Source organism: Burkholderia sp. WTPI3, assembly GCF_021483755.1.
GTDB lineage: Bacteria > Pseudomonadota > Gammaproteobacteria > Burkholderiales > Burkholderiaceae > Burkholderia.
In genome coordinates, this window is the sequence record NZ_JAGIXF010000066.1 from 12627 (window position 1) to 35700 (window position 23074).

Sequence of the window (23074 nt, forward strand, 5' to 3'; positions counted from 1 at the left end):
CGACGTCTTCCTGGCGGTATTCAGGACATGTCGGGATGTGTGGATGTCTGCAACCCGAACCGCGATGGTTGAACGGTGAGTGGATCGAATAGCAGACGGCGCACCGATCGATGCAGCGGGAGAGGTTGAATGGTGAGTTCGCCTCTGGTTGCTCACCTCACGCCCGAGGTTGTCATGGGAACACGACTAAAACCTCGGCACGCTGGTCAGCTGGTTGTCCAGCCAGGGGCAACCGCTCAGGCATGCATGTGAACGCGGCAGACAAAAAACGGAAGGGTAAGAAGAAAGACACGCACCGAACGGCGTGACAGAAGGGTAACCCTGACAGGTGAGGGGCATGTGTGACGGCATGTCACCGAAGCGGTCTGAGGAATCGAGGCGCTCGTCCTCGCATCGCAGCCGGGAAACTGGGTATAGCCGTTGAATTCGGCATCCACGTGTGCGGCAAAAGCGCGATCGAGCCACCGTTCGGCACGCAACCACAGCTCCCGAATACTCTCACCTTACGCGTTCGTCGAAGCCGACCGGCCTCGACGAACGCTCAAGCACACACCAGCGGGGCGGCCGAAAAACACGCCGACGGCCTCGCCGGCACTCAGACGGTCCAGTCGAGAATCACCTTGCCGCTTTCGCCGGACAGCATTGCGGCGAAGCCTTGCTCGTAATCGTCGACCGCGAAGCGGTGTGTGATGATCGGCGACAAATCGAGACCGCTTTGCAGCATCGCGACCATCTTGTACCAGGTCTCGAACATCTCGCGACCATAGATGCCCTTGATCTCGAGCCCCTTGAAGATCACCTGGTTCCAGTCGATTGCCGTCTGCGCGGGCGGGATGCCGAGCAGCGCGACCTTGCCGCCATGATTCATCGCCTCGAGCATGCTCGTGAACGCGCTCGGCACGCCCGACATTTCGAGACCGACGTCGAAGCCTTCCGTCATCCGCAGGTCGGCCATCACGTCGCGCAGCGACTCGCGTGCGACGTTGACCGCGCGTGTCGCACCCATCTTGCGCGCGAGTTCGAGGCGGTAGTCGTTGATGTCGGTGATCACGACGTTGCGCGCACCGACGTGTTTCGCGATCGCAACCGCCATGACGCCGATCGGGCCCGCGCCGGTGATCAGCACGTCCTCGCCGACGAGGTTGAACGACAGCGCCGTATGCGTCGCGTTACCGAACGGATCGAAGATCGACGCGAGATCGTCGGAGATCTCCGGCGGAATCTTGAACGCGTTGAACGCGGGAATCGCCAGATACTCGGCGAATGCGCCCTCGCGGTTCACGCCGACGCCGACGGTGTTGCGGCACAGATGCCGGCGACCCGCGCGACAGTTGCGACAGAAACCGCACGTGATGTGACCTTCGCCGGACACGCGATCGCCGATCGCGAAGCCGCGCACTTCCTGCCCCATCTCGACGATCTCGCCGACGTATTCGTGTCCGACGTGCATCGGCACGGGAATCGTCTTCTGGGCCCAGTCGTCCCACTTCCAGATATGGATGTCGGTGCCGCAGATCGCCGTACGGCGAATCTTGATCAGCACGTCGTTGTGTCCGACTTCGGGACGCTTCACGCGCGTGAGCGTGAGGCCCGGGCCGCGTTCGAGCTTTGCCAGTGCTTTCATGATCGCGCCTCCGTCAGACGATACCGAGCGACTTGCCGACGCGCACGAACGCGGCGACCGTCTGATCGATCTGTGCGGGCGTATGCGCGGCACTCATCTGCGTGCGGATGCGCGCACGACCGCGCGGCACGACCGGGAACGAGAAGCCGATCACGTAGACGCCTTCGGCGAGCAACCGGTCAGCCATGTTCGTCGCGAGTTGCGCGTCGCCGAGCATCACCGGGATGATCGGGTGCGCACCCGGCACGAGCGTGAAGCCCGCGGCCGTCATCTGTTCGCGGAAACGCACGCCGTTCTCGCGCACGCGCTCGCGCAGCCTCGCGCCTTCGTCGCTGCCGAGCAGTTCCAGCACCTTCAGCGACGCCGCGGCAATGCTTGGCGTCAGCGTGTTCGAGAACAGGTACGGGCGCGAACGCTGACGCAGCAGTTCGACGATCTCGCGGCGGGCCGCGACATAGCCACCCGATGCGCCGCCAAGCGCCTTGCCGAGCGTGCCGGTGATGATGTCGACGCGGCCGTCGACGCCGCAATGCTCGGGCGTGCCGCGGCCATGCGCGCCGATGAAGCCGACCGCGTGCGAATCGTCGACCATCACGAGCGCGCCATAGCGATCCGCGAGGTCGCAGATGCCTTTCAGGTCGGCGATGATGCCGTCCATCGAGAACACGCCGTCGGTCGCGATCAGCTTGTGGCGCGCGCCCGCGGCGTCGGCTTCCTTGAGCTTCGCCTCGAGGTCGGACAGGTCGTTGTTCTTGTAGCGAAACCGCTTCGCCTTGCACAGACGGATGCCGTCGATGATGCTCGCGTGATTCAGCTCGTCGCTGATCACCGCGTCGTTCTCGTCGAGCAATGTTTCGAACAGGCCGCCGTTCGCATCGAAACAGCTCGAATAGAGGATGCTGTCTTCGGTGCCGAGAAACGAGGCCAGCGCGCTTTCGAGCTGCTTGTGCACGGTTTGCGTGCCGCAGATGAAGCGCACCGACGCCATGCCGAAGCCGTCCTGATCGAGACCGGCCTGCGCCGCGGCGATCAGGCGCGGATCGTTCGCCAGACCCAGATAGTTGTTCGCGCAGAAATTCAGCACGCCGGCACCGCCGGCGAGCCGCACGGCCGCGGCCTGGGGACTCGCGATCTCGCGCTCGGTCTTGTAAAAACCGTCCGCGCGGATCTGGTCGAGCGTCCCACGCACCTGGGCGAGAAAGGCATCACGCATCGCAAAGCTCCTGACAGGGTTTCGCAATCCGTCGCGCGCCACTCGTGGCGGCAGCGCAACGGCCTGCTACTGTTATAGTCGGTCGTTCGGTTGACCGCATTTATCCGATATTCCGAACTAGAATTCGAAATATCGAACAACTTTAAGCGAACGGAAATCAAATGGCAAGTTCCTCCGCGCCGCGCCGCACACGTGCCGACGCCGCACCGCAGCAGCCGGGCGTGACGCCGCCGCGCGTCGGCGAGCAGATCCAGCGTCTGCGCAACGAGCGCAAGCTCACCCTCGACGACCTGTCGCGCGCAGCCGGCGTATCGAAATCGATGCTCTCCGAGATCGAGCGCGACAAGGCCAACCCGACGATTGCGGTCGCGTGGCGGCTCACGAACGCGCTCGGCATCACGCTCGACGAACTGTTCTCGCAACCGAAAGCGCCCGAGACGATCCGTGTGGATGGCCCGCACGACATTCCGACGCTCGCCGGCCACGACGGCCGCTACCAGTTGCGCGTGTGGGGCCCGATCGATCTGGCCGGCAAGTTCGAGTGGTACGAGCTGACGCTGCCGGGCGGCGGCGCGCTCGTATCGAACGCGCACGAACCCGGCACGCGCGAACACCTGACCGTGCTGCAGGGCGCGATGGAAATCGAAGCCTCGGACTCAAACCGGCGCCTGAAAACGGGCGACACCGCCCGCTATCCGGCCGACACGCCGCACGCCATCCGCAACCCCGGCAAGGCCGAGGCACGCGCACTCCTGATCGTGATTCATCGCTGACGATGCGTATAGCTGGCCGACAGGCCAGTTGCGGAAAACACTGTATGTTTGTACAGTATACGGACATTCCGCCATGCATGGCCGGGGTTGGCGCACCGAGGCGCCTGCTTCGGTCGACAGGAGCCTGCGATGACAGAAGAACAAGATTTGGCCGCGCTCAGCTTCAAGGCTGCCGCGCACGACCTCGAACTGATCGTCCACCATATTGCCGGGCGCTATATCCGGCAGCGCGTCCCGCTGTCGTGGCGTCTGCTGCACGCCATCGAAGCCGAGGCGCTGGCCGATCTCGGCTTTGCCAGCCGACATGACGCCGGCATGCGCCAGTTGTTCGAACGCCCGTCGGACATGACCTTTCCCGAAACGGACGATCCAATCGACTTCGGCCGATCGAACGCACTCCCCGCCGTCTTCTCGTTCGCGGTGCTCGCCTATGAAGCAGCGGCAGCGTCGCAGAACGCGTCGCTGCGCGAGCGTGCTCATCGGCCGTCGAAGGCTTGGGGCGACTGACACCAAGGCCGGGCCGCCCGGCGTGGCGGCCTGCTCCAGCATCCTGCTTACTGCCCGCGACGTTGCGGAAAGGGCTACCATACACGCAACTAACGGAATAAATAACATGCCTCTTCCCACGTCCCCCGACGTTCCCGTACGGCCTGAAGAAAAAGACCTGTTCGACCGCGGTGCGTCCGACTGGATCCTCTCGCCCGAAACCGCGTTCGACGCATGGCTTGCCATGCAGGACTACCGACGCTCGTCGGCCGATGTCTATCGCGCACAATGGGGCGCGTTTCTCACCTGGCTGCGTGCTCATCAGAAAAACCTCGCCACAGTCGATACCGCGTCGATCGCTCACTTCGTCGGTGAGCTCCCGATCCGGAAAACGCAACGCATGCGCTATTTGAGGTTGATCGAGCGCGTGCTCGACCACATCCGGCGTACCGAATTCGCATCGACCAACCCAGCCCGCTTCATTGCTCAGGATGGCGAAGCGACGTGGCGAAAGGCTCGCGACAACGAGCCGACCGGTTTCCTGACACCGACCGAGCGCGCGAAGTTGCTGGCTTACCTGTTTTCGCCGATCGGCGTGTCCGGTTCCGCGTACTGGAAGGAGCGGCGCGATCGCGCGCTCGTTGCCGCATTTCTGGGCGCTGGCGTAAAAACAGGCGAAGCACGCGCGCTTACGATTAGTTGCATCAATACGAGCGGCACGTCGCTGCAGATCCAGTCGACGCATCCTGATTTCGCGCGCGAAACCCATCTCGCGTCATTCGCGATCGCGCTGCTCGAAGCATGGCTCGTGGAACGCAAGCGTCAGGAAATTCCGGGCGAACTCGTGTTCCCCGCGTCGCATGCCGGGCGGCCGATGCACAAGGCGACGATGCTGCGCGCGATCGATGCGATCGTCGAATCCGCCGGGCTCACGTCGTCGCGCACCGCACGCGCGAGTCCGCAAACGCTGCGCAACACCTACGCGGCCGAACTGTTCGAACATGACGTACCGCCCGAGCGGGTCGGCAAATGGCTCGGGTTCATGCGGCCGATCTCGTCGAACCGCCTGCATCGCGCATGGAAAAACTGGCGCGACGATCTCGCCAATGGTGATGCGTCCGACCAGGACGAAACTCACTGATTCGGAACCGGCTGCTCACGTGGCATGATCCGTGAGCAGCCTTGTGCGGCACAGCCTCACTGTTTCACAGCTCCCGAAAAACCTCACCTCAAGCTTCCCGGACAATCTCACCTGTGAAGCCGCACCGGCAACCGCCGGCTCAGCTGCGGGCGAAACGCACGACAGCCTCGAATCGGGAAGGCCATGCTCCCGACGCATGTTCGCACTCGGGACACGACACTTCGAAGCCGTCGTCGCCATGTGACAGCTCCGGCTCTCCATTGCAATGCGGGCACTGGTTCGGGACCGGAATCTCCTGATCCAACGACGTCCCGATCGCGGAAAACGCGTCTGCGTCCAGTTGGCCGGCTTCGGCCAGCCGCCGAATCAGCGCCGAAATCCCCGGACTCATCCCGCGGCTCGCGCGCAGCGTGTTCACATCGCGCGTCGCACGCTCCAGTTCGTCGCTCTGGGTGCGTAACTGCTCTTCAAGCCGGTCCGCGCGTGCCTTGGTCGAACTCAGTTGCTGAAGGAAATCGAATTCCTTGCGCTGCACGTCGCGCAGGCCGCTCTGGTAGGTCGATGCCATGCTGCGCAACGAATCGAGTTCGACCAGCATCGGTTTGACGCGGCGTTCGGCTTCGGCCACCGCGTCCTTGATCTGCTGCGCATAGTGTTCAGTGCGCTGCTGCAATTCTGCCTGCAGCGTATCGATGCGGTCGCGTAGCGCTGCGTTCTGCGTCTGTTCGGCGTCGACGCGGCCGGCCATTGCGGCCAGTTCCTTTTCCAGTCGGGCGACTGTGGTGAGCAGCGTCGCTTCGTTTGCCGAACCGTGAGTCGATTGCGACGCGAGCTGGACTTCGAGTTCGGTCACGCGCGTCTGCAACTGGTCGTTGCGGGCTTCGCTACGAGCCAGTGCCTCTTCGAGCGTTTCCTGGCGAACCGTGGCGTCGCGCAGACGTTGCTCCGCGTCCGTCACATCCGCGCGAATCCGTTCCCGGTCGACGTCGAGGCTTTCTCGTGCGGCTTTCAACGCTTCTTCATAGAGTGCACTGAGCAACGCGCCCGCCTTTTCCTCCACAGCTTTTGGAATCGCCGCGCCGTCGAGCCTGACTTTGGACGCGGAGCGAATGCGTTCCCAGAAGTGATCGATGTCCTTCGGAATGTCGCTGGCGCTGCCCGTCTGGGTCAGATCCCGGACATTGGCAGCTGATGGCCGAATGCCGAGATCGAAGAACAGGCGCTTGCACGCATGCAGCGACAATTCCTGGCGCCGGGCGCCGCTTGCGCGCAGCGATTCGAGTTCTTCCCGGATGGCGTGGCGGATTTCATCCAGCGTCATGGTGTGGCTCACAGACATTGAGATGTTGTGATCATAACGAAATACGTATTTTTTGATACCTTCTTTCGTTGATCGTCGCGAATTTACGTCGCTTCGCACAGAAATCGGGTCTGTGAGCCGATTCAGGCGAGCCATGCTTCAAATTCCGTGAAACAAAGCGAAGAAGGTCCGTCAAGTCATTGTATTACAAGCGTTTTCCTGCATGCCCTCAAAAAGGGCATTTGTTTCACATGACAACCGATATCGCAGCCTGTGGGGTTCAGGGGTTGGTGTGTCTGTGGAAAACTCGAGGACGCATGTCTTGAGAGTATTAGAAGTAAACACCTTTGAACCCTTAGTTAAAAACGTTAACGCCACGGCACAGCCTTATGTAGCAAGGCTTTCCGGGCGACAAGGTGAAGTTTTACGGGAATCAAGGTGATCTTTTGCGGGAGCAGAAGTGATGGGGTTCGGGGAACTGCGTGAGCCGATGCAGGAAAGGTCGTGAGCGGATTCGGGATCACAGTGAAACACGCGTTTTTCCAAAGGTGAGGCTTTTCGGGGCCACACAGCCACAGAACCCGTGCTATGCCTGCGCGCACAGATTTCTGCCTGTGCAGACATAGGTGAGATTTTGCGGGACCTTCTTCCCGCCCCGATTCTGCCCATCTTTTAGGCGTTTTTCCCGAAAGGTGAGGTTTCACGGGACTCGCAACGGATTTGCTGTGAGGATTTCCGGGAACCGGCCGCTACTTTGCACAGTAAAGGCACCCCGTGGGGCCTGTGAAGCCTAAAAGGTGAGGCTTTTCGGGAGGGAAATCCGGGTTTTCCTGCCTGGATCCCGCTGAGGTGAGGGTTTTCAGGAGATAAATCACAGCCAGCGATCATGCTCACTGGTGAGAATTTTCGGGAGTACCGTTTGCCCGAAAATTGGTCAAAGGTGAGGCTTTTCAGGACCCGTGACCCGAGGAATTCGCTGAAAAGCCCGCCAGGACTGGCCGAAATCCGATTTTTTCTGTGCCACTTTTTGGCACAGGTGAGGTTTTTCAGGAGTCGACACACAGCTGTCGCACTCGCTTCGATGCGGGAAAGGTGAGGTTTTTCGGGGGGAGATCGCTGGACGCCGCGGAGTGCCAGTTGCGCCTAAGTATCGGACGCCATTGAGATTTTTGATACCGAGACGGTTACGGTGAGACTTTTCGGGAGCGGCTATTGCGTCCGTTGTAACACCGTTTTTTTCAATAAGGTGAGGCTTTTCGGGAGATCTTCGTGGTCAATCCCGCGTGTGTCGGGGATTCGTCGGCGTGCGGGTCACAGAATGACGGGTTGATCAGGTGAGGATTTTCGGGGCCGAACGTGTTCTGTGCGCTGTACAATGCGCGCCCGGGCCTGTGAAGCAGGTCCGCTCCACGCTTCGGAGCCGCTTTTCGGGCCGTGTTTCCGGATGACGAACGAGATCGAGATCGGCCGGTCAGCCGCGCCTGTACATGCATACAGGCTTGCGCCGGGCTGTCGAAGCGATGTCATGACACGCAATGGCGGCGCTGTGACCGGCGCACAGCGGAGCAGTCGTAAAATTACGACAAATCGAAAGGTGAGGTGATACGGGAGCCGGTTCCGCACGTGTCGTGCACAGGCAAAAATCTGTGAACCAGCGCATCCCGCGACACGTCTGGAAGAGTCCGGAACGCCCTGATTTCGGACCGGTGAGCGTTTTCGGGAGGCGGTTGGGGTGAGTGCCGCTTTGCGCGCGGGCTTCACCGGCTATGGTGAGTATGTCGTTCTGGACGCACATCACCACAGGCGCTATCCTTCCGGGAAACTTCTCCTCCGACCCGACGCATGGCCACGAAGCGCGCCAAGAAAACCGATGTGGATGTGGTGAGTGCCAGTTCAGCCGAATTGCGTAAGGCCGTCGAGGCGATCGCAATTCAGCCGAAGAGCGGCAAGATCACGCTCCTGACCCGCAAGCTGTTCAACGTCCTGCTCGCCGTCGCGCAGCAGGCCGACGACTCGGGCGATACCTATCGCGCGCTGCTGTCGGACATCGTCGCAAACTCCGCCTTCGATTCGAACGACACCGCCCTGGTGAAGGAACACCTGCGCCGCATGGTGTCGGTCCAGGTCGAATGGAGCACGGGCACGTCGAGCCAGAAGCCCGGCCGCAAGTGGGGCATCTCGACGCTGATCGCCGATGCCGAAATTCTTGAGGATCCGGCCACCCGCCGCGTGTGGGTCGAATTTTCGTTCGCACCGAAGATCAAGAAGAAGCTGCTCGACCCGGTCCAGTACGCACGCCTGAGCCTGCAGTTCCAGAGCCAGTTGCGCAGCAGCGCCGGTCTGGCGCTGTACGAAATCTGCGTGCGCTATCTGACGAACCCGAGCCATCTGACGATGCGCGAGCCGTGGGAATGGTGGCGTCCGATTCTGTCGGGCACGCCGGACACGGAAGCCGGCGACGAGGCGAAGCGCGAGTACAAGTACTTCAAGCGCGACTATCTGCGTCCGGCGATCGCCGAGGTCAACGCTGTTACCAACATCTTCGTCGAGCTGATCGAGCATCGTGAAGGGCGGCGGGTCGCGGAGATCCAGTTCCGCGTGACCGAGCGCAAGCAGCCGATGCTCGCGCTCGACGAGCATCCGAACGTGTTCGACAGCACGCTGGTCGACCGGATGGTGAAGCTCGGGATTCCGCTCAAGGAAGCTCAGACGCTCTATGCGGACAGCGAGGAAAACCGGATTCGCGCGGCGCTGCAGATGACCGAGCAGCGGATGCGCAGCACGACGCTGCCGCCGGTGCGCAGTGCGCCGGCACTGTTCAAGGATGCGCTGAAGAAGGGTTATGCGCCGCCGGTCGAGTCCGTCGACGCGCTGCCGGCCGGCACGCCGTCGGCGAAGGCCGTCGCGGCGCAGCCGGACGATTTGAAGGCGCGTCTGCTGAGCGAATTCGCGGCGTTCCGTCGCAAGGAAGCGAAGGTGCTGTACGAGGAGCAGGGTGACGCCGAGCGCGAAGTGGCGCGCGAGTCGTTCGAGTCGGAGGTGTTGCCGACGATGGGTTCGCACCTGCGCGACGACTGGCGCAAGCGCGGCCTCGAGTCCAAGCTGGCCGAGACGGCGTTTTTCGACTGGCTGGCCCAGAAGACCTGGGGCGAGCCGACCGACGGCGACCTGCTGTCGTTCACCCTGAATCAATCGCGGGTCGCCTGAGGCCCGCTCAGGCCCTCTGACGGGCCGCCGCCGGCTGCCCGCCTTACCGGCGGGCCCGGCGTATCGCCAGGCCCCGCCGGCCGCTACCATCACTCCGACAACAGCATCCGCTCGAGCTGCTCGAGGATCGCGTCGCGCTTTTCCTTCGGAAGCCCGCGCAGGCGCAGTTCGATGCGGTCTTCTCCATACGATTTCAGGTCGCCGACCGACTTGCCGCCGAGCTTGATCTCCAGACGTTGCGCATAGCGCTGCCGTCCCGCCGGCTTCGGCGTCTCTTGTGCCGCAACACGCCCCTTGACGATGTCCGATACCTGACGCGTGCTGAGGTCGTCCGACACGATCTTGTTGATCAGTCGCAGCGTGGCCTCAGTGCCGCGCGCATTGTGATAGCGGCCGACCTGATACGCCATGTTCGAACCGAAGCGATCGGGACGCGCGACCATCTCCTGCATGACGGCTTCTGGCAGCTTGCCGATCGACAGCGCAACGGCGACCGTCGACTCGTCGAGGCCAAGATGTTCGGACAGCTCCTTCTGACTCTGGAAGTGCTTGTCGTCGAGGAAGCGGCGCCACACGACGGCGTTGTCGAACACCGTCTGCGAATCGCGTTGCACGTTCAGGTCGTAACCGAGCTTATAGCTCTGGATACCGATCGGCACGTCGATCACGATCGCCTTCACCGACTCCTTGTTCGCTTCCTTCAGTGCGCGCACGCGGCGACCGCCATCGCTGACGAAATACGTGCCCGGATTGTCGTAGTCCGGAATCACGTGAATCGCCTGCTGTTGCCCCTGCTTCGCGAGGTTGACCGCGAGTTCGGCGATCGACGATTTCAGATAGAAGTGCCGCGGGTTGAACGGGCTATGCTTGATCGTCTTCAGCGGCAGCTCGATCACCTGGCCGGGGGCATAGCGGTTCTCGAGACGCCACGCGCGATATTGCGCCGACTCGTCGGTCAGCGGATCGAGCAGGACTTCCGTAACGGGCGGCGGTGCGATGTCCTTCTTCGCCGACTTCGTCGGGGCCGGTGTGGCCGTCTCGGACTTGACGATGCCATCGATGGCATTCAGCCGATCAAGCGCCGTGCGCTTCTCGCTCGTCGTGATATCCGGGCGCGCTTGGAATCCTTTTGCAAATTGGGAGGGTTTCATGTGACTCCTTTATGCGCATAAAGTCAGGGCAGCATGGCGACGATTTCGTCGGCACATGCGCGGATTTCCGCAGCGGCCAGCTTGGCGCCGCGATCGTTCATCTGCAGCACGGTCTGACCGAGCGCCATCGCCTGCTTGTACGCTTCCCGGGTTGGGATTTGCGTCTTCAACAACGGGAAGCCGAGTTCCTCGAGCGCGCGCTTGAGCTCGCGCGTCAGCATCCGCTTCTCTTCGGTCTTGTTCAGCAGGAAGACGGCACGCAGGTCTTCGTTCATCACTTGCGCCTGCTGGATCAGCTTGACCAGCCCGACGCTAGACCAGTAATCGGCCGGCGACGACGAAGTCGGGATAACGGCAATCGATGCGGCCAGCAGTACGACGCCGGACACCTTCTCGGTGATCGACGGCGGGCAATCGACGACGATGATGTCGTAGTCGTTGATGAACTTCTTGATCTCGCGATGGATCTGGCCGCCGGCTTCGGCGAGGTTGACGACCGGGAAAGGAATGCCAGAGTCGCTATCGCCAGACGCGCTCGACCAGTGAACCAGTGTGTTTTGACCGTCAGCGTCGATGACGAGGACGCGCTTCCCTTTCTCATGGAATGCCGCGCCGAGATGCATGGCAATCGTGCTTTTGCCGACGCCACCTTTTTGTTGAGTGACTGCAATGATTTCTGCGGCCAATTTTCACTCCTGTTTTTGGTCGTTGGAATTCTACAGGACGATATTTATATTTCAATGAAATTGTCGTTCACCAACTATACGTTGGCCATTCGGGCTATCGGTTTATGCGCATAAACGAGGCGACGAATACCGGGTGGTGAGGTGTCGTAGTTATACGGCCATGAACGGTCGATGCGTGGCTGGATAGAGGACCGGCAGACGGGGTGGTTTCACGTTGGAGAAGCTAGTTGCGCGCTGCGATGTGACGGCACCTGCCCTTTCGCGTGCTCTGGATGTCTGCTGTCCTGGAGCGAGTTTGTGCGCATAAACTTCGGTGGGTGCGGCGGATATTCGCCGGAGGGATCCGCCGTTCGACTATGAGCTTCGACGCGTGCGCCTGCTCCGCGCAGACTGCCGAAATGCTCGGGATGCTCGGGATGCTCGGGATGCTCGGGATGCTCGGGATGCTCGGGATGCTCGGGATGCTCGGGATGCTCGGGATGCTCGGGATGGCGCGGCTGCTGCGTGCCAGTCCCCTCAGCGTTTATGCGCATAAACCCGTCGAAGACGGCGACCGCAACAGTCGCATGCTGGCGACGATGCATGGGGTCGATGTGCGCTGTTCGGGATGCTATCGAGCCCTGCCCCGCGGCTTGGTGCGGGACTCGAGCCCAGGTCACGCGAAGAGAGAGCCGCTAGACCTGCCCGGATGCATGCAGCTTTATGCGCATAAACCCGGCTAGACAGGGCGTGCTCGGCCATCGTCATGGTTGACACGATCCTGGCGAGTGGCTGTATCGGCGTGGTGTCGCTGCTGGCCCCCTGCGTGATGGCGTTCGCGCGTGGCGAGGCCGTCCTTTTTTGCCGCTATCGGGACGTCAGAACACGGAGCCAATGTTAGCCACGCCCTTTCGCCTGCTGCGCGCGTCTTGACGCTCGACAGCACAACACACTTTATGCGCATAAACGATTAAAGCGTGCTTCGCGCGCTCGCGTCCCGGTGACATGCTCCTCGATCCCGCCGAATCCTGCGCCCTTCTCAACCTCGTCTCAGCCCCACCGAAACGCCTGCAATCAGACTGGCTACAATACGGGCCTCTACCATCCAGGCCTGAACGATGATCACGATCTATCACAACCCCCGTTGCTCGAAGTCCCGCGAGACGCTCGCGCTCGTCGATACGCTGAACACAACTGGCACGCCGGTGAATGTAGTCGAGTATCTGAAGGCGCCGCCGACCGTCGAGGAGCTTGAAGCACTGCATCGTCAGCTGGGCCGTCCGGTGCGCGACATGCTTCGCGATGGCGAGGAGCCGTACAAGACGCTGGATCTGGCTCGCGCGGATCTCACCGATGCCCAGGCCTATGAAGCGATTGCTGCTCATCCAATTCTGCTGCAGCGACCGATCGTCGTGTATCGAGGCAAAGCTGCCATTGGGCGGCCGCCTGAATCGGTGCGCGCACTGTTCGAATAATTGTTCTTCGGCGTATTTTTCCGATCGCATCAGCCCGGCGTACGAGCACCGGGTTGATCGATGGAGATCACTCTCCGCGATGCATCGCCCGTCAGCAACACCAGCAATGCTTAAAAAGCGCACCGGATCAGCCAGCCAAAATCACGCACCGCTGACACCTCGCCATACCGCCCTTCCAGCAGCCCGGAAACCGCAACCGCCAACAACACACCGCGACAACGGCCAAGTGCACCGGATTGCCCGGGAACATCCGCAGACCACCGCTCCCCCACCGCTCACATCACGCAGCGCACATCACGCAGCGCACATCACGCAGCGCACATCACGCAGCGCACATCACGCAGCGCACATCACGCAGCGCACATCACGCAGCGCACATCACGCAGCGCACATCACGCAGCGCACATCACCGCAGCGCACATCACCGCAGCGCACATCACCGCACGCTGCGAAAACCAGCCGCAGCGTAAAGCAGTAATCACCCCACCAACATCACCATCGTCATCGAGCACCCCACACCGCCCGGCCGGAACGACATCCGCGCCGCACCTCTAACCGTCCCCCATCGCGTCCACCCCATCCCGCCCCGCAGCCGCCTGCGCGGCAACCCTCAGTATCCCGATCTGTCCGCGATAAGCCCGGCATCCGCTACAAGCCGGCAAATGCACGTGCACCTGCATCCGCTCGTGCAGTGTCAAACGCCGATCGAGCGCATCCGACAGCAGTCGCGTCACGTCGCTACATTTCCCCGGCAGCATCTTCGGTCGCCAGTCCTTTTTCGCTGAGGCAGGTGCGCAGGCGCGTGCGCGCCCGATACAGCAGCACGCTGCAATGATTGGTCGTCAACGTCAATTCGCTGCAGATGTCCGCGATCGCGACATCGAGGAATTCGCGCATCATGAACACACGTCCGATTTGCTCGGGAAGATGGTCGAGACAGACCTGAAACAGCGTCCAGAACTGCTGTTGTTGCAACAGCGTCTCGGGGCGCGGCCACGGTCGCGGCTTCGTATGTGCGGCCCAGTGTCCGTTTTCCTTGAACAACTCGCGATCGAGCACAGCTTCGCCATCGAGTTCCGCGTCGAGCGCGGACAGGCTCACCATCCGCTGCCGTGTGCGCAGGACGTCGATCAGCTTGTTGCGCAGGATGCCGAACACCCAGGTCTTGTGCGCGGACCGTCCTGCAAATTCCCCGGCGTGCGACCACGCAGCGGTCAGCGCTTCCTGTACGGCGTCTTCGGCTGCGTCGGTGTCGCGGAGCTGGAGTCGCGCGAAGCGCAGCAGGTCATGCCGCAGTTGGGTCAGATAAGCAGGATCGTCGTACGCGGACGGCATGGCGGGTCGGAAACCTCACGAAGCGATCGCGAGTGCGCCACAGGGCGAGCGCGTCGATGTGCGAACAGCTTACAGGGCGTCACGTCGACCCGCAACGCATGTTCCGTCGCGAATTCACGAACGCGGCCGGTGCGCTGCGCTATGCTTGCCGGAACCCTGCATCGCGCGCCGCGAAATCGCGACGCGGGCGATTTGTAACATCAGATCATAACGGCGAAGTTATCCACAATTTCTGTGGAAAACCTTGTGGAAAGTCGGCCGGGTGGCCCCGTGGGACGGCTCGCGGGCTGGCTTGCCTATAAACAGACCTTTGTCGCCTATCCAGAATCAATCGATTCGATTCCTCACTCACCGGAAGGAGAAAGCCATGTCCTATCGTGTTGCGGTTGTCGTCGGCAGTCTGCGTCGCGGTTCCTGGAACCGCGCGCTTGCGCATGCGGTGGTTTCGCTCGCCCCCGCCGACTTCTCGTTCGAATTCGTCGAGATCGGCGAACTGCCGCTGTACAGCCAGGACTACGACGCCGACTATCCGGAAGTCGCGAAGCGCTTCAAGCAGTCGATCGAAGCCGCGGATGCGCTGCTGTTCGTCACACCCGAGTACAACCGGTCGATTCCGGGCGTGCTGAAGAATGCGCTGGACTGGGGCTCGCGTCCGTGGGGCCACAACTCATGGTCGGGCAAGCCGGGTGCGGTGCTCGGCACGTCGCCCGGCGCGGTCGGTACGGCGCTCGCGCAGCAGCACCTGCGCAACGTGCTCGCGTATCTCGACGTGAAGACGCTCGGCCAGCCCGAGATGTTCATCAAGCACGATCCGGCACGCATCGACGATCAAGGCCAGATCGTCAGCGAGGACACCCGCAAGTTCCTGCAGGGCTTCGTCGATCGCTACGTCGACTGGGTCCGCGTGCTGAAGGCGGCCTGATCGCCGTCACCTTCGCGCCGCCGGTGCCCGACTCGCGTGCTGCGGTTCAGGCGCCCGCATGCCGCGCATCGCGTGCTTCGCGAATCTCGAGCAGGATCTCGTCGAGCAGCGCGATGTCGAACGGCTTCGACAGCACGCGCACGTTGACGGTACGCGTGCGGTCGAGTTCTTCCGCATAACCCGTGACCAGAATCACGGGCAGTTTCCCCGGCCGCTTGTCGATGGCTTCGGCGAGGTCGATACCGTTCAGGCTGCCCGGCATGTGGATATCCGAGATCACCAGATCGAACGCATCGTTCGCGGCCGCGCCTTCGATCAGGCGCAACGCGTCGTCGGCGGTGGGCGCATAGGTCACGCGGTGCCCGAGCAGCGTGAGCAGTGCCTCGGTGCCGGCCGCGACTTCGCTGTTGTCTTCCACGAGCAGCACGTGCAGTCCGGCGATCGCGCTCGTATCGTGCGCGGCAGGCTGCGGCCGCGCGACGATGTCCTCGACGCGCGCGCGCGGCAGGTACAGTCGTACCGACGTCCCGGCACCGACCGCGCTGTCGATCGTCGCAAGACCGCCCGAGCGCTCGCAGAACGCAAACACCTGCGGCAACCCGAGCCCCGTTCCCATCCCGTGCGCCTTCGTCGTGAACAGCGGCTCGAACGCGCGCGCGAGCACGTCGGGCGCCATGCCCGAACCCGTATCGTCGAGCGAGATCTGCACGAAATCGCCGGTCAGCGGAAAGCCGTCCTCGCGACGCAGCGTCACGTTGCGCGCACCGACCGTGAAGCGGCCGCCGGCCGACATCGCGTCGCGCGCATTGACTGCGAGATTGATCACCGCGAGCTCGAGCTCCGCGACATCGATACGGATCGGCCACACGCCGGGCTCGATCGCGACGACCAGCGACGACTTCGAACCGAGCGACGTCTTCAGCAGTTCGCGGCACGTGCCGACCCATTGGCCGACGTCGATCGTCTCGTTGTGCAGCGGCTGCTTGCGTGCGACGCCGAGGAGCTGGCGCGTGAGCGACTGGCCGTTCTTCAGCGCGCGTTCGATCGCGCCGAGTTCCTTGTCGAGATGCTGGACTCCGCGCCGCCGCACGATCTGCACGTTGCTCGAAATGATCATCAACAGGTTGTTGAAGTCGTGCGCGACGCTGCCGACCAGGTTGCCGAGCGCCTGCATCTTGCGCGACTGCCGGTATGCCGATTCGATCGAGCGCCGCATCGACGCCTCCGCCTGCCAGCGCTCCCACGCCTGCTCTTCCGCCTTCAGCCGCTTCAGCGACAGCCAGATCACCGACCACAGCGCGATCGACGGCGCGAACATCGAGATGAACAGCACGCTCAGGTGTTCGTACCATTCGCGCCAGATTGCCGAGGTCCGGTATGCACAGGTCACGTACACGGGATAGCTGCCGACCTGGCGGTACGCGACGATCTCGCTGCCAGCCCCTTCATGGCGCACGCGCACCACACCCGCCCGCGGGTCGTTGCGCGGGTTGCCGAAGGTGGCGAGGCGATCGGTATGCGCGAGCGCCGGCGGCGGCGGGTACGACGCGATCACCGCGCCGTCGGAACGCGCCAGCGCCATCGTCATCGGCGTGCTCGCGCCGCCGAGCAGGTCGCGGTAGAACGCGTTGAAATACGACGATTTCAGCGCGATCGACACCATTCCGGCGAACGAACCGTCGCTGTGGCGTCGCGCGACGCCGGTGTTGAACACCGGGATGTTCTCGAGCTTGAGCGGCCCCATCATCAGCCGCGAGATATGTTCGATCACCTTGCCGTCGCGGATGCCGGCGAAATCGTCGCGGTTCGCGATCGACGCATACGGCGCCGGATAGTAGAGGCTGTTCGCGAGCAGCATCCCGCTCGCGCCGAAGATCGATACGGCCGCCACCTGCGGATAGCCGCCGCCGATCGTGTTCAGCGCGTCGTGAATGTCGGACTCGTCGTGACGCACGGTGGCGTCGTCCATGTCCTGCACGAGGTCGACGATGCGCGCGTCGAGGCTTTCGGTCAGGTCGAACACCTTGAGCGCGTGTTCCTCGGCGACGCGCACGGTGCGCATCGTCACGTCGCTCGCCGCGGCTTCGCGCGCCTTCAGGTCGTTGTACGCCATGACCGACACGTAGATGCACGGCAGCACGATCGCCGCGACGAGCAGCACGATCAGCGTGACGCGCCGGACTGCGAAATCGTGCTCGGGTGCGCCGGACGCATAGTTGCCGTCGTCCTGCCAGTCGTCGGCGGGTGGGGAGGCGGGTATGCGGGAGTCGGCAGGCCGTTCGGACGTCATCGAAGGAAGCGGGTGAAGCGAAGGTTGCATGCAATCATAAACGAGTTGCGCGCGACCGCCGCGGCGCCGCTCGCGTGCGCGACCTGACGATTCCGACAGGGGCCAAATGAAAGATTGAAAACGCGACAAATCCGGCAGCGCAAACGTACACAAGGAAAAATTTTGCGTGCTTATCTTTAAAACAGGCGTGGCTGTTTTCGGAATGTCGGGCGATCGGATCGATTTTGTTCGAAATGGTGAAAATGGCGAGTTGCACCGCCTCCGGTTTACTCAGAGAATCGCGCGTTGCTTTCCCTATGACAGATATATGCGCCCGCCGGTGTTTGCCGCGCGGTGCGTCGCGTGTTCGTGCGCGGCGCCCGTGCGCGGCCGCACGGCGGTTGCCCGCGCTTGATTGCATCGCGGCTCAAGAAGTGGGCCGTGCGGCCGTTAACGCGAGAGAGACCATTCCGTATACCGCTTCACGCCATGCCTTTGCCGATTGTGATTGCCGACGATTCCTTGCTCGCTCGCAAACTTCTGACAAAGGCGCTGCCGGGAGACTGGGACGTCGACGTCGCGTATGCGGCGAATGGTCGCGAGGCGCTGGCGCTCTATCGTGACGGCAAAGCTTCCGTGATGTTTCTGGACCTGACGATGCCCGACATGACCGGCTATCAGGTCCTGGAGACACTGCGCCACGAAGATCTGAACACGTTCGTGATCGTGGTATCCGCCGATATCCAGCCGCAGGCGCAAGTCCGCGTGCGCGAGCTGGGCGCGATCGCATTCGTTGCCAAGCCCGTGACGTCGGAGGCATTGCTGCCCATTCTCAAGGAGTATGGGTTGTATGCCTGAATTGGTGTTCACGGCGGAGCAACGCGACGCGTTGCAGGAAATCGCCAACCTCGCGATGGGCCGCGCCGCCGCGCGGCTCGCGCTGCTGCTCGGGCATTTCATCGAGCTGTCGGTACCGCGCGTGCGCGTCGTGAAGGCCGCCGATGCGGGCGCCGCGCTGCGCGAGATGACCGGCATTCACGAGAACGTGACGGCCGTGCGCCAGGGATTTCGTTCCGACATCAAGGGCGAGGCGATCGTGCTGTGCCGAAGCGCGGGCGTCGCGCGGCTGATGTCGCTGATGGATCGCACGTTCGGCGACGGCGTATACGCCGGCATGGCGACCCAGGACGAACTCGTGTTCGACGTCGCCAACGTGCTGATGAGCGCGTGCGTCGCGTCGATTCTCGACGAGCTCGGCCGCAAGCCCGTGTTCTTCCCGCCGGGGCTGCTCGGCGCGAACGTGTCGTTCGACGACGTGTTCCAGCCGAACGCGCTCGCATGGAGTGTCGCGCTGCTGCTCGAAGTGAATTTCGGGCTCGAGGATCGCGCGTTTCGCGCACATTTCGTAATGCTGATGGCCGAGGATTCGATCCGGCTGATGGGCGACGCGCTCGACGCGTTGCTGTCCGCGCTATGACCGCCACCGCTGCTGCGTCGCTGAGCGACCTCGTGATCGAGCGGGTGGGCTTCGGCCTGTTCGTACTCGATCGTTCGATGACCGTGCTGATGTGGAACCGCTTCATGCAGGACCACAGCGGCATCGCGGCTGACGACGTGATCGGCCGCAACCTGTTCGACTGCTTCCCCGACCTGCCGCGCGCATGGCTCGAACACAAGCTCGAGAGCGTGTTCCAGCTCGGCAGTTTCGCGTTCAGCTCGTGGGAGCAGCGGCCCTACCTGTTTCGCTTCGAGCACGACCGGCCGATCACGGGCGGCGTCGACTACATGCAGCAGGACTGCACGTTCATGCCGCTCACGCGCGGCCGCGAAGTCGAAGCCGTGTGCGTGACGATCTCGGACGTCACCCACGTGAGCGTGATGCAGCGCGAGCGCGAAGAGGCGGTCGCGAAGCTGCGCGAACACGCGAATCGCGACGGCCTTACCGGCATCGCGAACCGGCGTTTCTTCGAGGCACGGCTCGGCGACGAGTTCGCACGCTGGCAGCGCTACGGCGGCGACCTGTCGGTGCTGCTGTTCGATCTCGACCACTTCAAGACGATCAACGACCGGTTCGGGCATGCGGTCGGCGATGCGGTGTTGCGCGAGACGGCGCGCCGCGTCGCGTCGATCGTGCGCGCGCAGGATACGTTCGGCCGCTTCGGCGGCGAGGAATTCGCGCTGCTGCTGCCGTGTACCAATCTCGACGAGGCGATGCGGGTGGCCGACAAGGTGCGCGATGTGATCGGCAGCACGCCGGTCGACGCGGAAGGCATCAGCGTGCCGGTGACTGCGAGCGTTGGCGCCGCTTACGCGACAACGGGCGCGCCCGCGAGCGACGCGCTCGTCAACGAGGCCGACACCGCGCTCTATCGCGCGAAGCGTCTCGGGCGCGACCGGTCGATCGCCTACGCGTGAGCGTCGTGCCGCCGCTTCGCGCGGGCGGCGGCGGTCGCGGTGCTCAGCTCTTCGCGATATCCGCCAGCACGCCGGCCAGCACCGCCGGCTGCGACACGAACGGCGAATGGCTGCTGTCGAGCTGGTGCACGTGCGTCGGGTTGCCGGGCGCGAACGCGTCGGCTTCGTCGATGAAGCGCTGCTGCAGCGCGGGCAGGATCACGCGATCCTGCAGGCACTTGATGTAGTGACGGTCGATCGCGCCCCAGCGTGCGGCGGTCGTCGGGATCGCGGTCGCGAACGGCGCGGCGGGCACGTCGCAGGTCATCAGGTTCGCCACCGCGTCGAAGTCGGCCTGCGGCACGTCGTCGTACAGCGCGCGCTTGGCCATCTCGCGATACGCGGCGTCGCCGCTGCGCGGATCGATGCGCAGCGCACCCGCGACGCGCGGGCTCGCGAGCATCAGCGGCCCGAGCATCTCGCCCTTGTTTTCGGGGGCGCGCACGTAGTCGAGGCCCGGCACGCCGGACGCGGGCATGAACGCCGCGAGATAGACGACCTTCGCGATCTTCTCCGGCGCGCGCTCCGCCGCGGCCGTGATCGCAAGGCCGCCCATGCTGTGGCCGACCAGGACGACCTTGCCGTGGCCGAGCGCGTAAGCGTCGTCGACGGCCTGCATCACCTGCGACGCGTAGTCGTCGAGCGTCGTGTTCGCGACCGGCGACGGCTCGGCGCCGAACGCTTCCTTGTCGAGCGGCCGTTCGAGATAGGACGCGGGAAAGCGGGCATTGATGCCGTGCGCCGGCAGGTCGCGCGCGATCGACAGATAGCCGCGCGCGGCCAGTGCGGCCGCGACGTGCGCGTAGCACCAGGCACCGTGCCATGCGCCGTGCACGAGCACGAAAACGGGATGGCCGGACTGCGGGGTGGCGGTTACGTTCGTCTCCATGGTGTCCGTGTTTTTTTGAGAAAGACGTTCATCTTAGACGATGCGGCGCGCGTTCAAGCATCAACGTGGCGCCCGATGCCGCGCGCGTTCGTACCGGCTGTCACGATCGGGCCCCCTTGTCTCGCGCAGGCCACATTTCGTCCAGATCTGATTTGATTTTGCGCAGAAGCGCGTTAATTTGACGCTTTGTTCACGATTGCGCCTCATGAACGTCGACTACCTCTTCTATCGGAAGCCGGACAAGCCCGGCCCCTATTCCCTCGACGACCTGGGCGACATTGCGCCGTCGATCGGCCCGAGCGACGCGGTGCGCGCGGGAATCGCGCGCGTATTCGAGCAGATCGACTGGCAGGAGTCGCCCGACGTGCCGGGCGCATGGTTCGGCACCGGCGGCCCGTCGTTCCAGTTCACGGCGGAATCCGACGGGCACGTGACGAGCTTCATGGGTTCGCGTCTCGAACGCCGCTCGATGCTTCAACTGACCCGGGAAATGGGACTCATCGCGCTCGATCTGCAGCGCGACATCGTCTACGGCTGACGGGTGGCGCGACGCCGTTCGCCGTCGCGGCCGGTCCCGCCGGCCCGGCGCTGCCCCGGGCGGCCCGCCAGGCATGGCGCGTGTCCGCCATCGAACTTCAAAGATTGCTATACTTTCGCCCAATTCCGGCTTCCGGCCGGTAATTTGTGCCTGTCTGCGTCGATCGTTCGCATATCTCGCACGCATTTGACGCCCTGACCAACCCAGCCGGGCATGGCTTCTTCAATCGCCCCGCGTGGGTGTCTCCGTGGAGCTCGTCTTGGCCGTTTCCAATCTCGTCGTGGACGAACAAGAAACCGACGCCGCTGCCGTCACATCGGGCAGTTCTTTCTATTTGGCGATGCGCATCCTGCCGGCCGTGCAGCGCGACGCGATGTTCCAGGTCTACGCGTTCTGCCGCGCGGTCGACGACATCGCCGACAGCGACCTGCCGCGCGCCGAGCGCAACGCGGGCCTCGATCGCTGGCGCGCGGACATCGACGCATGCTTCGCCGGCCGGCCGCCGCGCCATCTGGTGGCGCTCGAGCGCGAGATCCGCGCGTTCGACCTGCGGTGCGACGACTTCCACGCGATGATCGACGGGATGGCGATGGACGCCGCCGAAGACATCTGCGCGCCCGACGAGCCGACCCTCGACCTGTTCTGCGATCGCGTGGCGAGCGCGGCCGGCCGTCTGTCGGTGAGGATTTTCGGGATCCCGGAAGCGGAAGGGATCACGCTGTCGCACCACCTCGGCCGTGCGCTGCAACTGACCAATATCCTGCGCGACATCGACGACGATGCGGCGATCAACCGCTGCTACTTGCCGCGCGAGCTGCTTGCGCGCGAAGGCATCGCGATCACCGATCCGGCGACGATCGTGCGCGATCCGGCGCTGCCGCGCGTGTGCGCGACGCTCGTCGAGCGTGCAATCGAGCATTTCCGCCAGGCCGACGCGGTGATGGACACCTGCACGCGTGCGCAGGTGAAGGCGCCGCGCATCATGTCGGGCGCGTATCGCTGCATTCTCGATGCCGCGATCGCGCGCGGCTTCGCCGCCCCGCGCGCGCCGTTGCGCAAGCCGAAGGCGCGCATGCTGATGATCGCCGCGCGCTACGCGCTGTTCTGAGCCGATGCCCAGAACCGTCCACGTGATCGGTGCAGGACTCGCGGGCCTGTCGGCTGCCGTCGAGCTGCAACGCCGCGGTCGGCGCATCGTGCTGCACGACGCGCATGCGCACGCGGGCGGCCGCTGCCGCTCGTGGTTCGACGGGACGCTGAACACGACGCTCGACAGCGGGCTGCATCAGGTTTTCGCGGGGCAACCCGCCATGCAGCGCTACCTGCGCGCGATCGGCGCGGCCGATCAGCTCGCGGGGCCCGCGTTGCCTGAATTCGCGATGGTCGACGTCGCGTCGCAGCAGCGCTGGACGCTGCGCTTCGGCGACGGACGCTGGCCGTCGTGGCTGTTCGACGCGGCATCGCGCGCGCCGGGGACGACACCGTTTGATTACCTCGTGCTCGCGTCGCTCGCGTTCGCGCGCACGGGCCGCTCACTCGCACAGACGATGCGATGCGACGGCGTGCTGTGGGAACGTTGGCTGCGGCCGTTTTTCCTTGGTGTGCTGAATGTCGAGCCGCGGCACGCCTGGC

The 23074-nt window shown here is 63.6% G+C and carries 22 protein-coding genes; 13 read left to right on the forward strand and 9 right to left on the reverse strand.

Annotated elements, in window-relative coordinates:
• Positions 1-595 precede the first annotated feature (595 nt).
• Both tdh and J7024_RS27575 read right to left on the reverse strand, forming a co-directional pair.
• Entirely contained in the window at positions 596-1624 is a 1029-nt protein-coding gene (gene tdh, locus J7024_RS27570; protein ID WP_124826802.1) for an L-threonine 3-dehydrogenase, read from the reverse strand.
• Between the two features lie 13 nt (positions 1625-1637).
• Positions 1638-2837, reverse strand: coding sequence for a glycine C-acetyltransferase (locus J7024_RS27575; RefSeq protein WP_124826801.1), 1200 nt, complete (start codon positions 2835-2837; stop codon positions 1638-1640).
• 161 nt (positions 2838-2998) lie between these two features.
• Between J7024_RS27575 and J7024_RS27580 the strand changes: the two genes are divergently transcribed.
• The 3 genes from J7024_RS27580 (at position 2999) to J7024_RS27590 (ending at position 5237) form a co-directional block, all read left to right on the forward strand.
• Positions 2999-3610, forward strand: a complete 612-nt coding sequence (locus tag J7024_RS27580) for a helix-turn-helix domain-containing protein (protein ID WP_234745624.1) — start codon at positions 2999-3001, stop codon at positions 3608-3610.
• Between the two features lie 129 nt (positions 3611-3739).
• Positions 3740-4117, forward strand: coding sequence for a DUF2471 family protein (locus J7024_RS27585; RefSeq protein ID WP_124826799.1), 378 nt, complete (start codon positions 3740-3742; stop codon positions 4115-4117).
• Positions 4118-4223: 106 nt separating this feature from the next.
• Positions 4224-5237 carry a tyrosine-type recombinase/integrase gene (locus tag J7024_RS27590; protein WP_124826798.1) on the forward strand — a complete coding sequence of 338 codons (1014 nt, stop codon included), beginning with the start codon at positions 4224-4226 and terminating at the stop codon, positions 5235-5237.
• Between the two features lie 139 nt (positions 5238-5376).
• Here J7024_RS27590 and J7024_RS27595 read toward each other — a convergent pair whose 3' ends face one another.
• A complete protein-coding gene (locus tag J7024_RS27595) occupies positions 5377-6558 on the reverse strand; it encodes a DNA-binding protein (RefSeq protein ID WP_124826821.1) in 1182 nt (393 codons plus the stop codon).
• Between the two features lie 1821 nt (positions 6559-8379).
• Here J7024_RS27595 and J7024_RS27600 point away from each other — a divergent pair.
• A complete protein-coding gene (locus tag J7024_RS27600; protein WP_124826797.1) occupies positions 8380-9744 on the forward strand; it encodes a replication initiation protein in 1365 nt (454 codons plus the stop codon).
• An 89-nt stretch (positions 9745-9833) separates the two neighbouring features.
• Here J7024_RS27600 and J7024_RS27605 read toward each other — a convergent pair whose 3' ends face one another.
• Together J7024_RS27605 and parA are read right to left on the reverse strand one after the other, a co-directional pair.
• Positions 9834-10895: a ParB/RepB/Spo0J family partition protein gene (locus tag J7024_RS27605; protein WP_124826796.1), complete on the reverse strand. Its 1062-nt coding sequence runs from the start codon at positions 10893-10895 to the stop codon at positions 9834-9836.
• Positions 10896-10918: 23 nt separating this feature from the next.
• Entirely contained in the window at positions 10919-11581 is a 663-nt protein-coding gene (gene parA / locus J7024_RS27610) for a ParA family partition ATPase (protein WP_124826795.1), read from the reverse strand.
• A 356-nt stretch (positions 11582-11937) separates the two neighbouring features.
• Here parA and J7024_RS27615 point away from each other — a divergent pair, with 356 nt between their 5' ends.
• On the forward strand, positions 11938-12303 hold the full coding sequence (locus J7024_RS27615; RefSeq protein WP_175858349.1) for a hypothetical protein: 366 nt from the start codon (positions 11938-11940) through the stop codon (positions 12301-12303).
• A gap of 375 nt (positions 12304-12678) precedes the next feature.
• The gene (gene arsC, locus J7024_RS27620; protein WP_175750592.1) at positions 12679-13035 is read left to right on the forward strand and encodes an arsenate reductase (glutaredoxin); all 357 of its coding nucleotides are present in this window, start codon (positions 12679-12681) and stop codon (positions 13033-13035) included.
• Positions 13036-13586: 551 nt separating this feature from the next.
• Here the strand turns inward: arsC and J7024_RS27625 are convergent.
• Both J7024_RS27625 and J7024_RS27630 read right to left on the reverse strand, forming a co-directional pair.
• Positions 13587-13793 (reverse strand): zf-HC2 domain-containing protein, encoded by a 207-nt coding sequence (locus J7024_RS27625; protein WP_124826793.1) that lies wholly within the window; start codon positions 13791-13793, stop codon positions 13587-13589.
• Positions 13774-14370: an RNA polymerase factor sigma-70 gene (locus J7024_RS27630; RefSeq protein WP_124826792.1), complete on the reverse strand. Its 597-nt coding sequence runs from the start codon at positions 14368-14370 to the stop codon at positions 13774-13776. The genes J7024_RS27625 and J7024_RS27630 overlap by 20 nt, the downstream gene beginning before the upstream one ends.
• Before the next feature lie 367 nt (positions 14371-14737).
• Here J7024_RS27630 and J7024_RS27635 point away from each other — a divergent pair, with 367 nt between their 5' ends.
• On the forward strand, positions 14738-15292 hold the full coding sequence (locus tag J7024_RS27635) for an NADPH-dependent FMN reductase (RefSeq protein ID WP_124826791.1): 555 nt from the start codon (positions 14738-14740) through the stop codon (positions 15290-15292).
• Between the two features lie 46 nt (positions 15293-15338).
• Here J7024_RS27635 and J7024_RS27640 read toward each other — a convergent pair whose 3' ends face one another.
• Complete coding sequence (locus J7024_RS27640; RefSeq protein WP_124826790.1) at positions 15339-17582, reverse strand: hybrid sensor histidine kinase/response regulator; 2244 nt, start codon at positions 17580-17582, stop codon at positions 15339-15341.
• A 468-nt stretch (positions 17583-18050) separates the two neighbouring features.
• On the opposite strand from J7024_RS27640, the gene J7024_RS27645 reads away from it, so the two are divergent.
• From J7024_RS27645 to J7024_RS27655, 3 genes are read left to right on the forward strand one after another with little or no spacing between them, the layout of a single operon-like run.
• Positions 18051-18419 (forward strand): response regulator, encoded by a 369-nt coding sequence (locus J7024_RS27645; protein WP_096508804.1) that lies wholly within the window; start codon positions 18051-18053, stop codon positions 18417-18419.
• Positions 18412-19038: a chemotaxis protein CheC gene (locus J7024_RS27650; RefSeq protein ID WP_124826788.1), complete on the forward strand. Its 627-nt coding sequence runs from the start codon at positions 18412-18414 to the stop codon at positions 19036-19038. The genes J7024_RS27645 and J7024_RS27650 overlap by 8 nt, the downstream gene beginning before the upstream one ends.
• On the forward strand, positions 19035-19976 hold the full coding sequence (locus tag J7024_RS27655) for a GGDEF domain-containing protein (protein ID WP_124826787.1): 942 nt from the start codon (positions 19035-19037) through the stop codon (positions 19974-19976). Before J7024_RS27650 ends, J7024_RS27655 begins: the two co-directional genes overlap by 4 nt.
• A gap of 43 nt (positions 19977-20019) precedes the next feature.
• Here the strand turns inward: J7024_RS27655 and J7024_RS27660 are convergent, their stop codons facing one another.
• The gene (locus J7024_RS27660; protein ID WP_124826786.1) at positions 20020-20904 is read right to left on the reverse strand and encodes an alpha/beta fold hydrolase; all 885 of its coding nucleotides are present in this window, start codon (positions 20902-20904) and stop codon (positions 20020-20022) included.
• Between the two features lie 205 nt (positions 20905-21109).
• Between J7024_RS27660 and J7024_RS27665 the strand changes: the two genes are divergently transcribed.
• From J7024_RS27665 to J7024_RS27675, 3 genes are all read left to right on the forward strand, one after another.
• Positions 21110-21442, forward strand: coding sequence for a hypothetical protein (locus tag J7024_RS27665; protein ID WP_124826785.1), 333 nt, complete (start codon positions 21110-21112; stop codon positions 21440-21442).
• Between the two features lie 259 nt (positions 21443-21701).
• Complete coding sequence (gene hpnD, locus J7024_RS27670) at positions 21702-22550, forward strand: presqualene diphosphate synthase HpnD (RefSeq protein WP_175750593.1); 849 nt, start codon at positions 21702-21704, stop codon at positions 22548-22550.
• A 4-nt stretch (positions 22551-22554) separates the two neighbouring features.
• Positions 22555-23074, forward strand: a 520-nt coding sequence (locus tag J7024_RS27675) for an FAD-dependent oxidoreductase (protein ID WP_234745625.1), incomplete at its 3' end; no start/stop codon positions are given.

Coding starts and splice junctions, on each gene's coding strand:
- tdh (WP_124826802.1), bottom strand. CDS start 1,624: ATGAAAGCACTGGCAAAGCTCGAACGCGGCCCGGGCCTCACGCTCACG.
- J7024_RS27575 (WP_124826801.1), bottom strand. CDS start 2,837: ATGCGTGATGCCTTTCTCGCCCAGGTGCGTGGGACGCTCGACCAGATC.
- J7024_RS27580 (WP_234745624.1), top strand. CDS start 2,999: ATGGCAAGTTCCTCCGCGCCGCGCCGCACACGTGCCGACGCCGCACCG.
- J7024_RS27585 (WP_124826799.1), top strand. CDS start 3,740: ATGACAGAAGAACAAGATTTGGCCGCGCTCAGCTTCAAGGCTGCCGCG.
- J7024_RS27590 (WP_124826798.1), top strand. CDS start 4,224: ATGCCTCTTCCCACGTCCCCCGACGTTCCCGTACGGCCTGAAGAAAAA.
- J7024_RS27595 (WP_124826821.1), bottom strand. CDS start 6,558: ATGACGCTGGATGAAATCCGCCACGCCATCCGGGAAGAACTCGAATCG.
- J7024_RS27600 (WP_124826797.1), top strand. CDS start 8,380: ATGGCCACGAAGCGCGCCAAGAAAACCGATGTGGATGTGGTGAGTGCC.
- J7024_RS27605 (WP_124826796.1), bottom strand. CDS start 10,895: ATGAAACCCTCCCAATTTGCAAAAGGATTCCAAGCGCGCCCGGATATC.
- J7024_RS27615 (WP_175858349.1), top strand. CDS start 11,938: ATGAGCTTCGACGCGTGCGCCTGCTCCGCGCAGACTGCCGAAATGCTC.
- arsC (WP_175750592.1), top strand. CDS start 12,679: ATGATCACGATCTATCACAACCCCCGTTGCTCGAAGTCCCGCGAGACG.
- J7024_RS27625 (WP_124826793.1), bottom strand. CDS start 13,793: ATGCTGCCGGGGAAATGTAGCGACGTGACGCGACTGCTGTCGGATGCG.
- J7024_RS27630 (WP_124826792.1), bottom strand. CDS start 14,370: ATGCCGTCCGCGTACGACGATCCTGCTTATCTGACCCAACTGCGGCAT.
- J7024_RS27635 (WP_124826791.1), top strand. CDS start 14,738: ATGTCCTATCGTGTTGCGGTTGTCGTCGGCAGTCTGCGTCGCGGTTCC.
- J7024_RS27640 (WP_124826790.1), bottom strand. CDS start 17,582: ATGACGTCCGAACGGCCTGCCGACTCCCGCATACCCGCCTCCCCACCC.
- J7024_RS27645 (WP_096508804.1), top strand. CDS start 18,051: ATGCCTTTGCCGATTGTGATTGCCGACGATTCCTTGCTCGCTCGCAAA.
- J7024_RS27650 (WP_124826788.1), top strand. CDS start 18,412: ATGCCTGAATTGGTGTTCACGGCGGAGCAACGCGACGCGTTGCAGGAA.
- J7024_RS27655 (WP_124826787.1), top strand. CDS start 19,035: ATGACCGCCACCGCTGCTGCGTCGCTGAGCGACCTCGTGATCGAGCGG.
- J7024_RS27660 (WP_124826786.1), bottom strand. CDS start 20,904: ATGGAGACGAACGTAACCGCCACCCCGCAGTCCGGCCATCCCGTTTTC.
- J7024_RS27665 (WP_124826785.1), top strand. CDS start 21,110: ATGAACGTCGACTACCTCTTCTATCGGAAGCCGGACAAGCCCGGCCCC.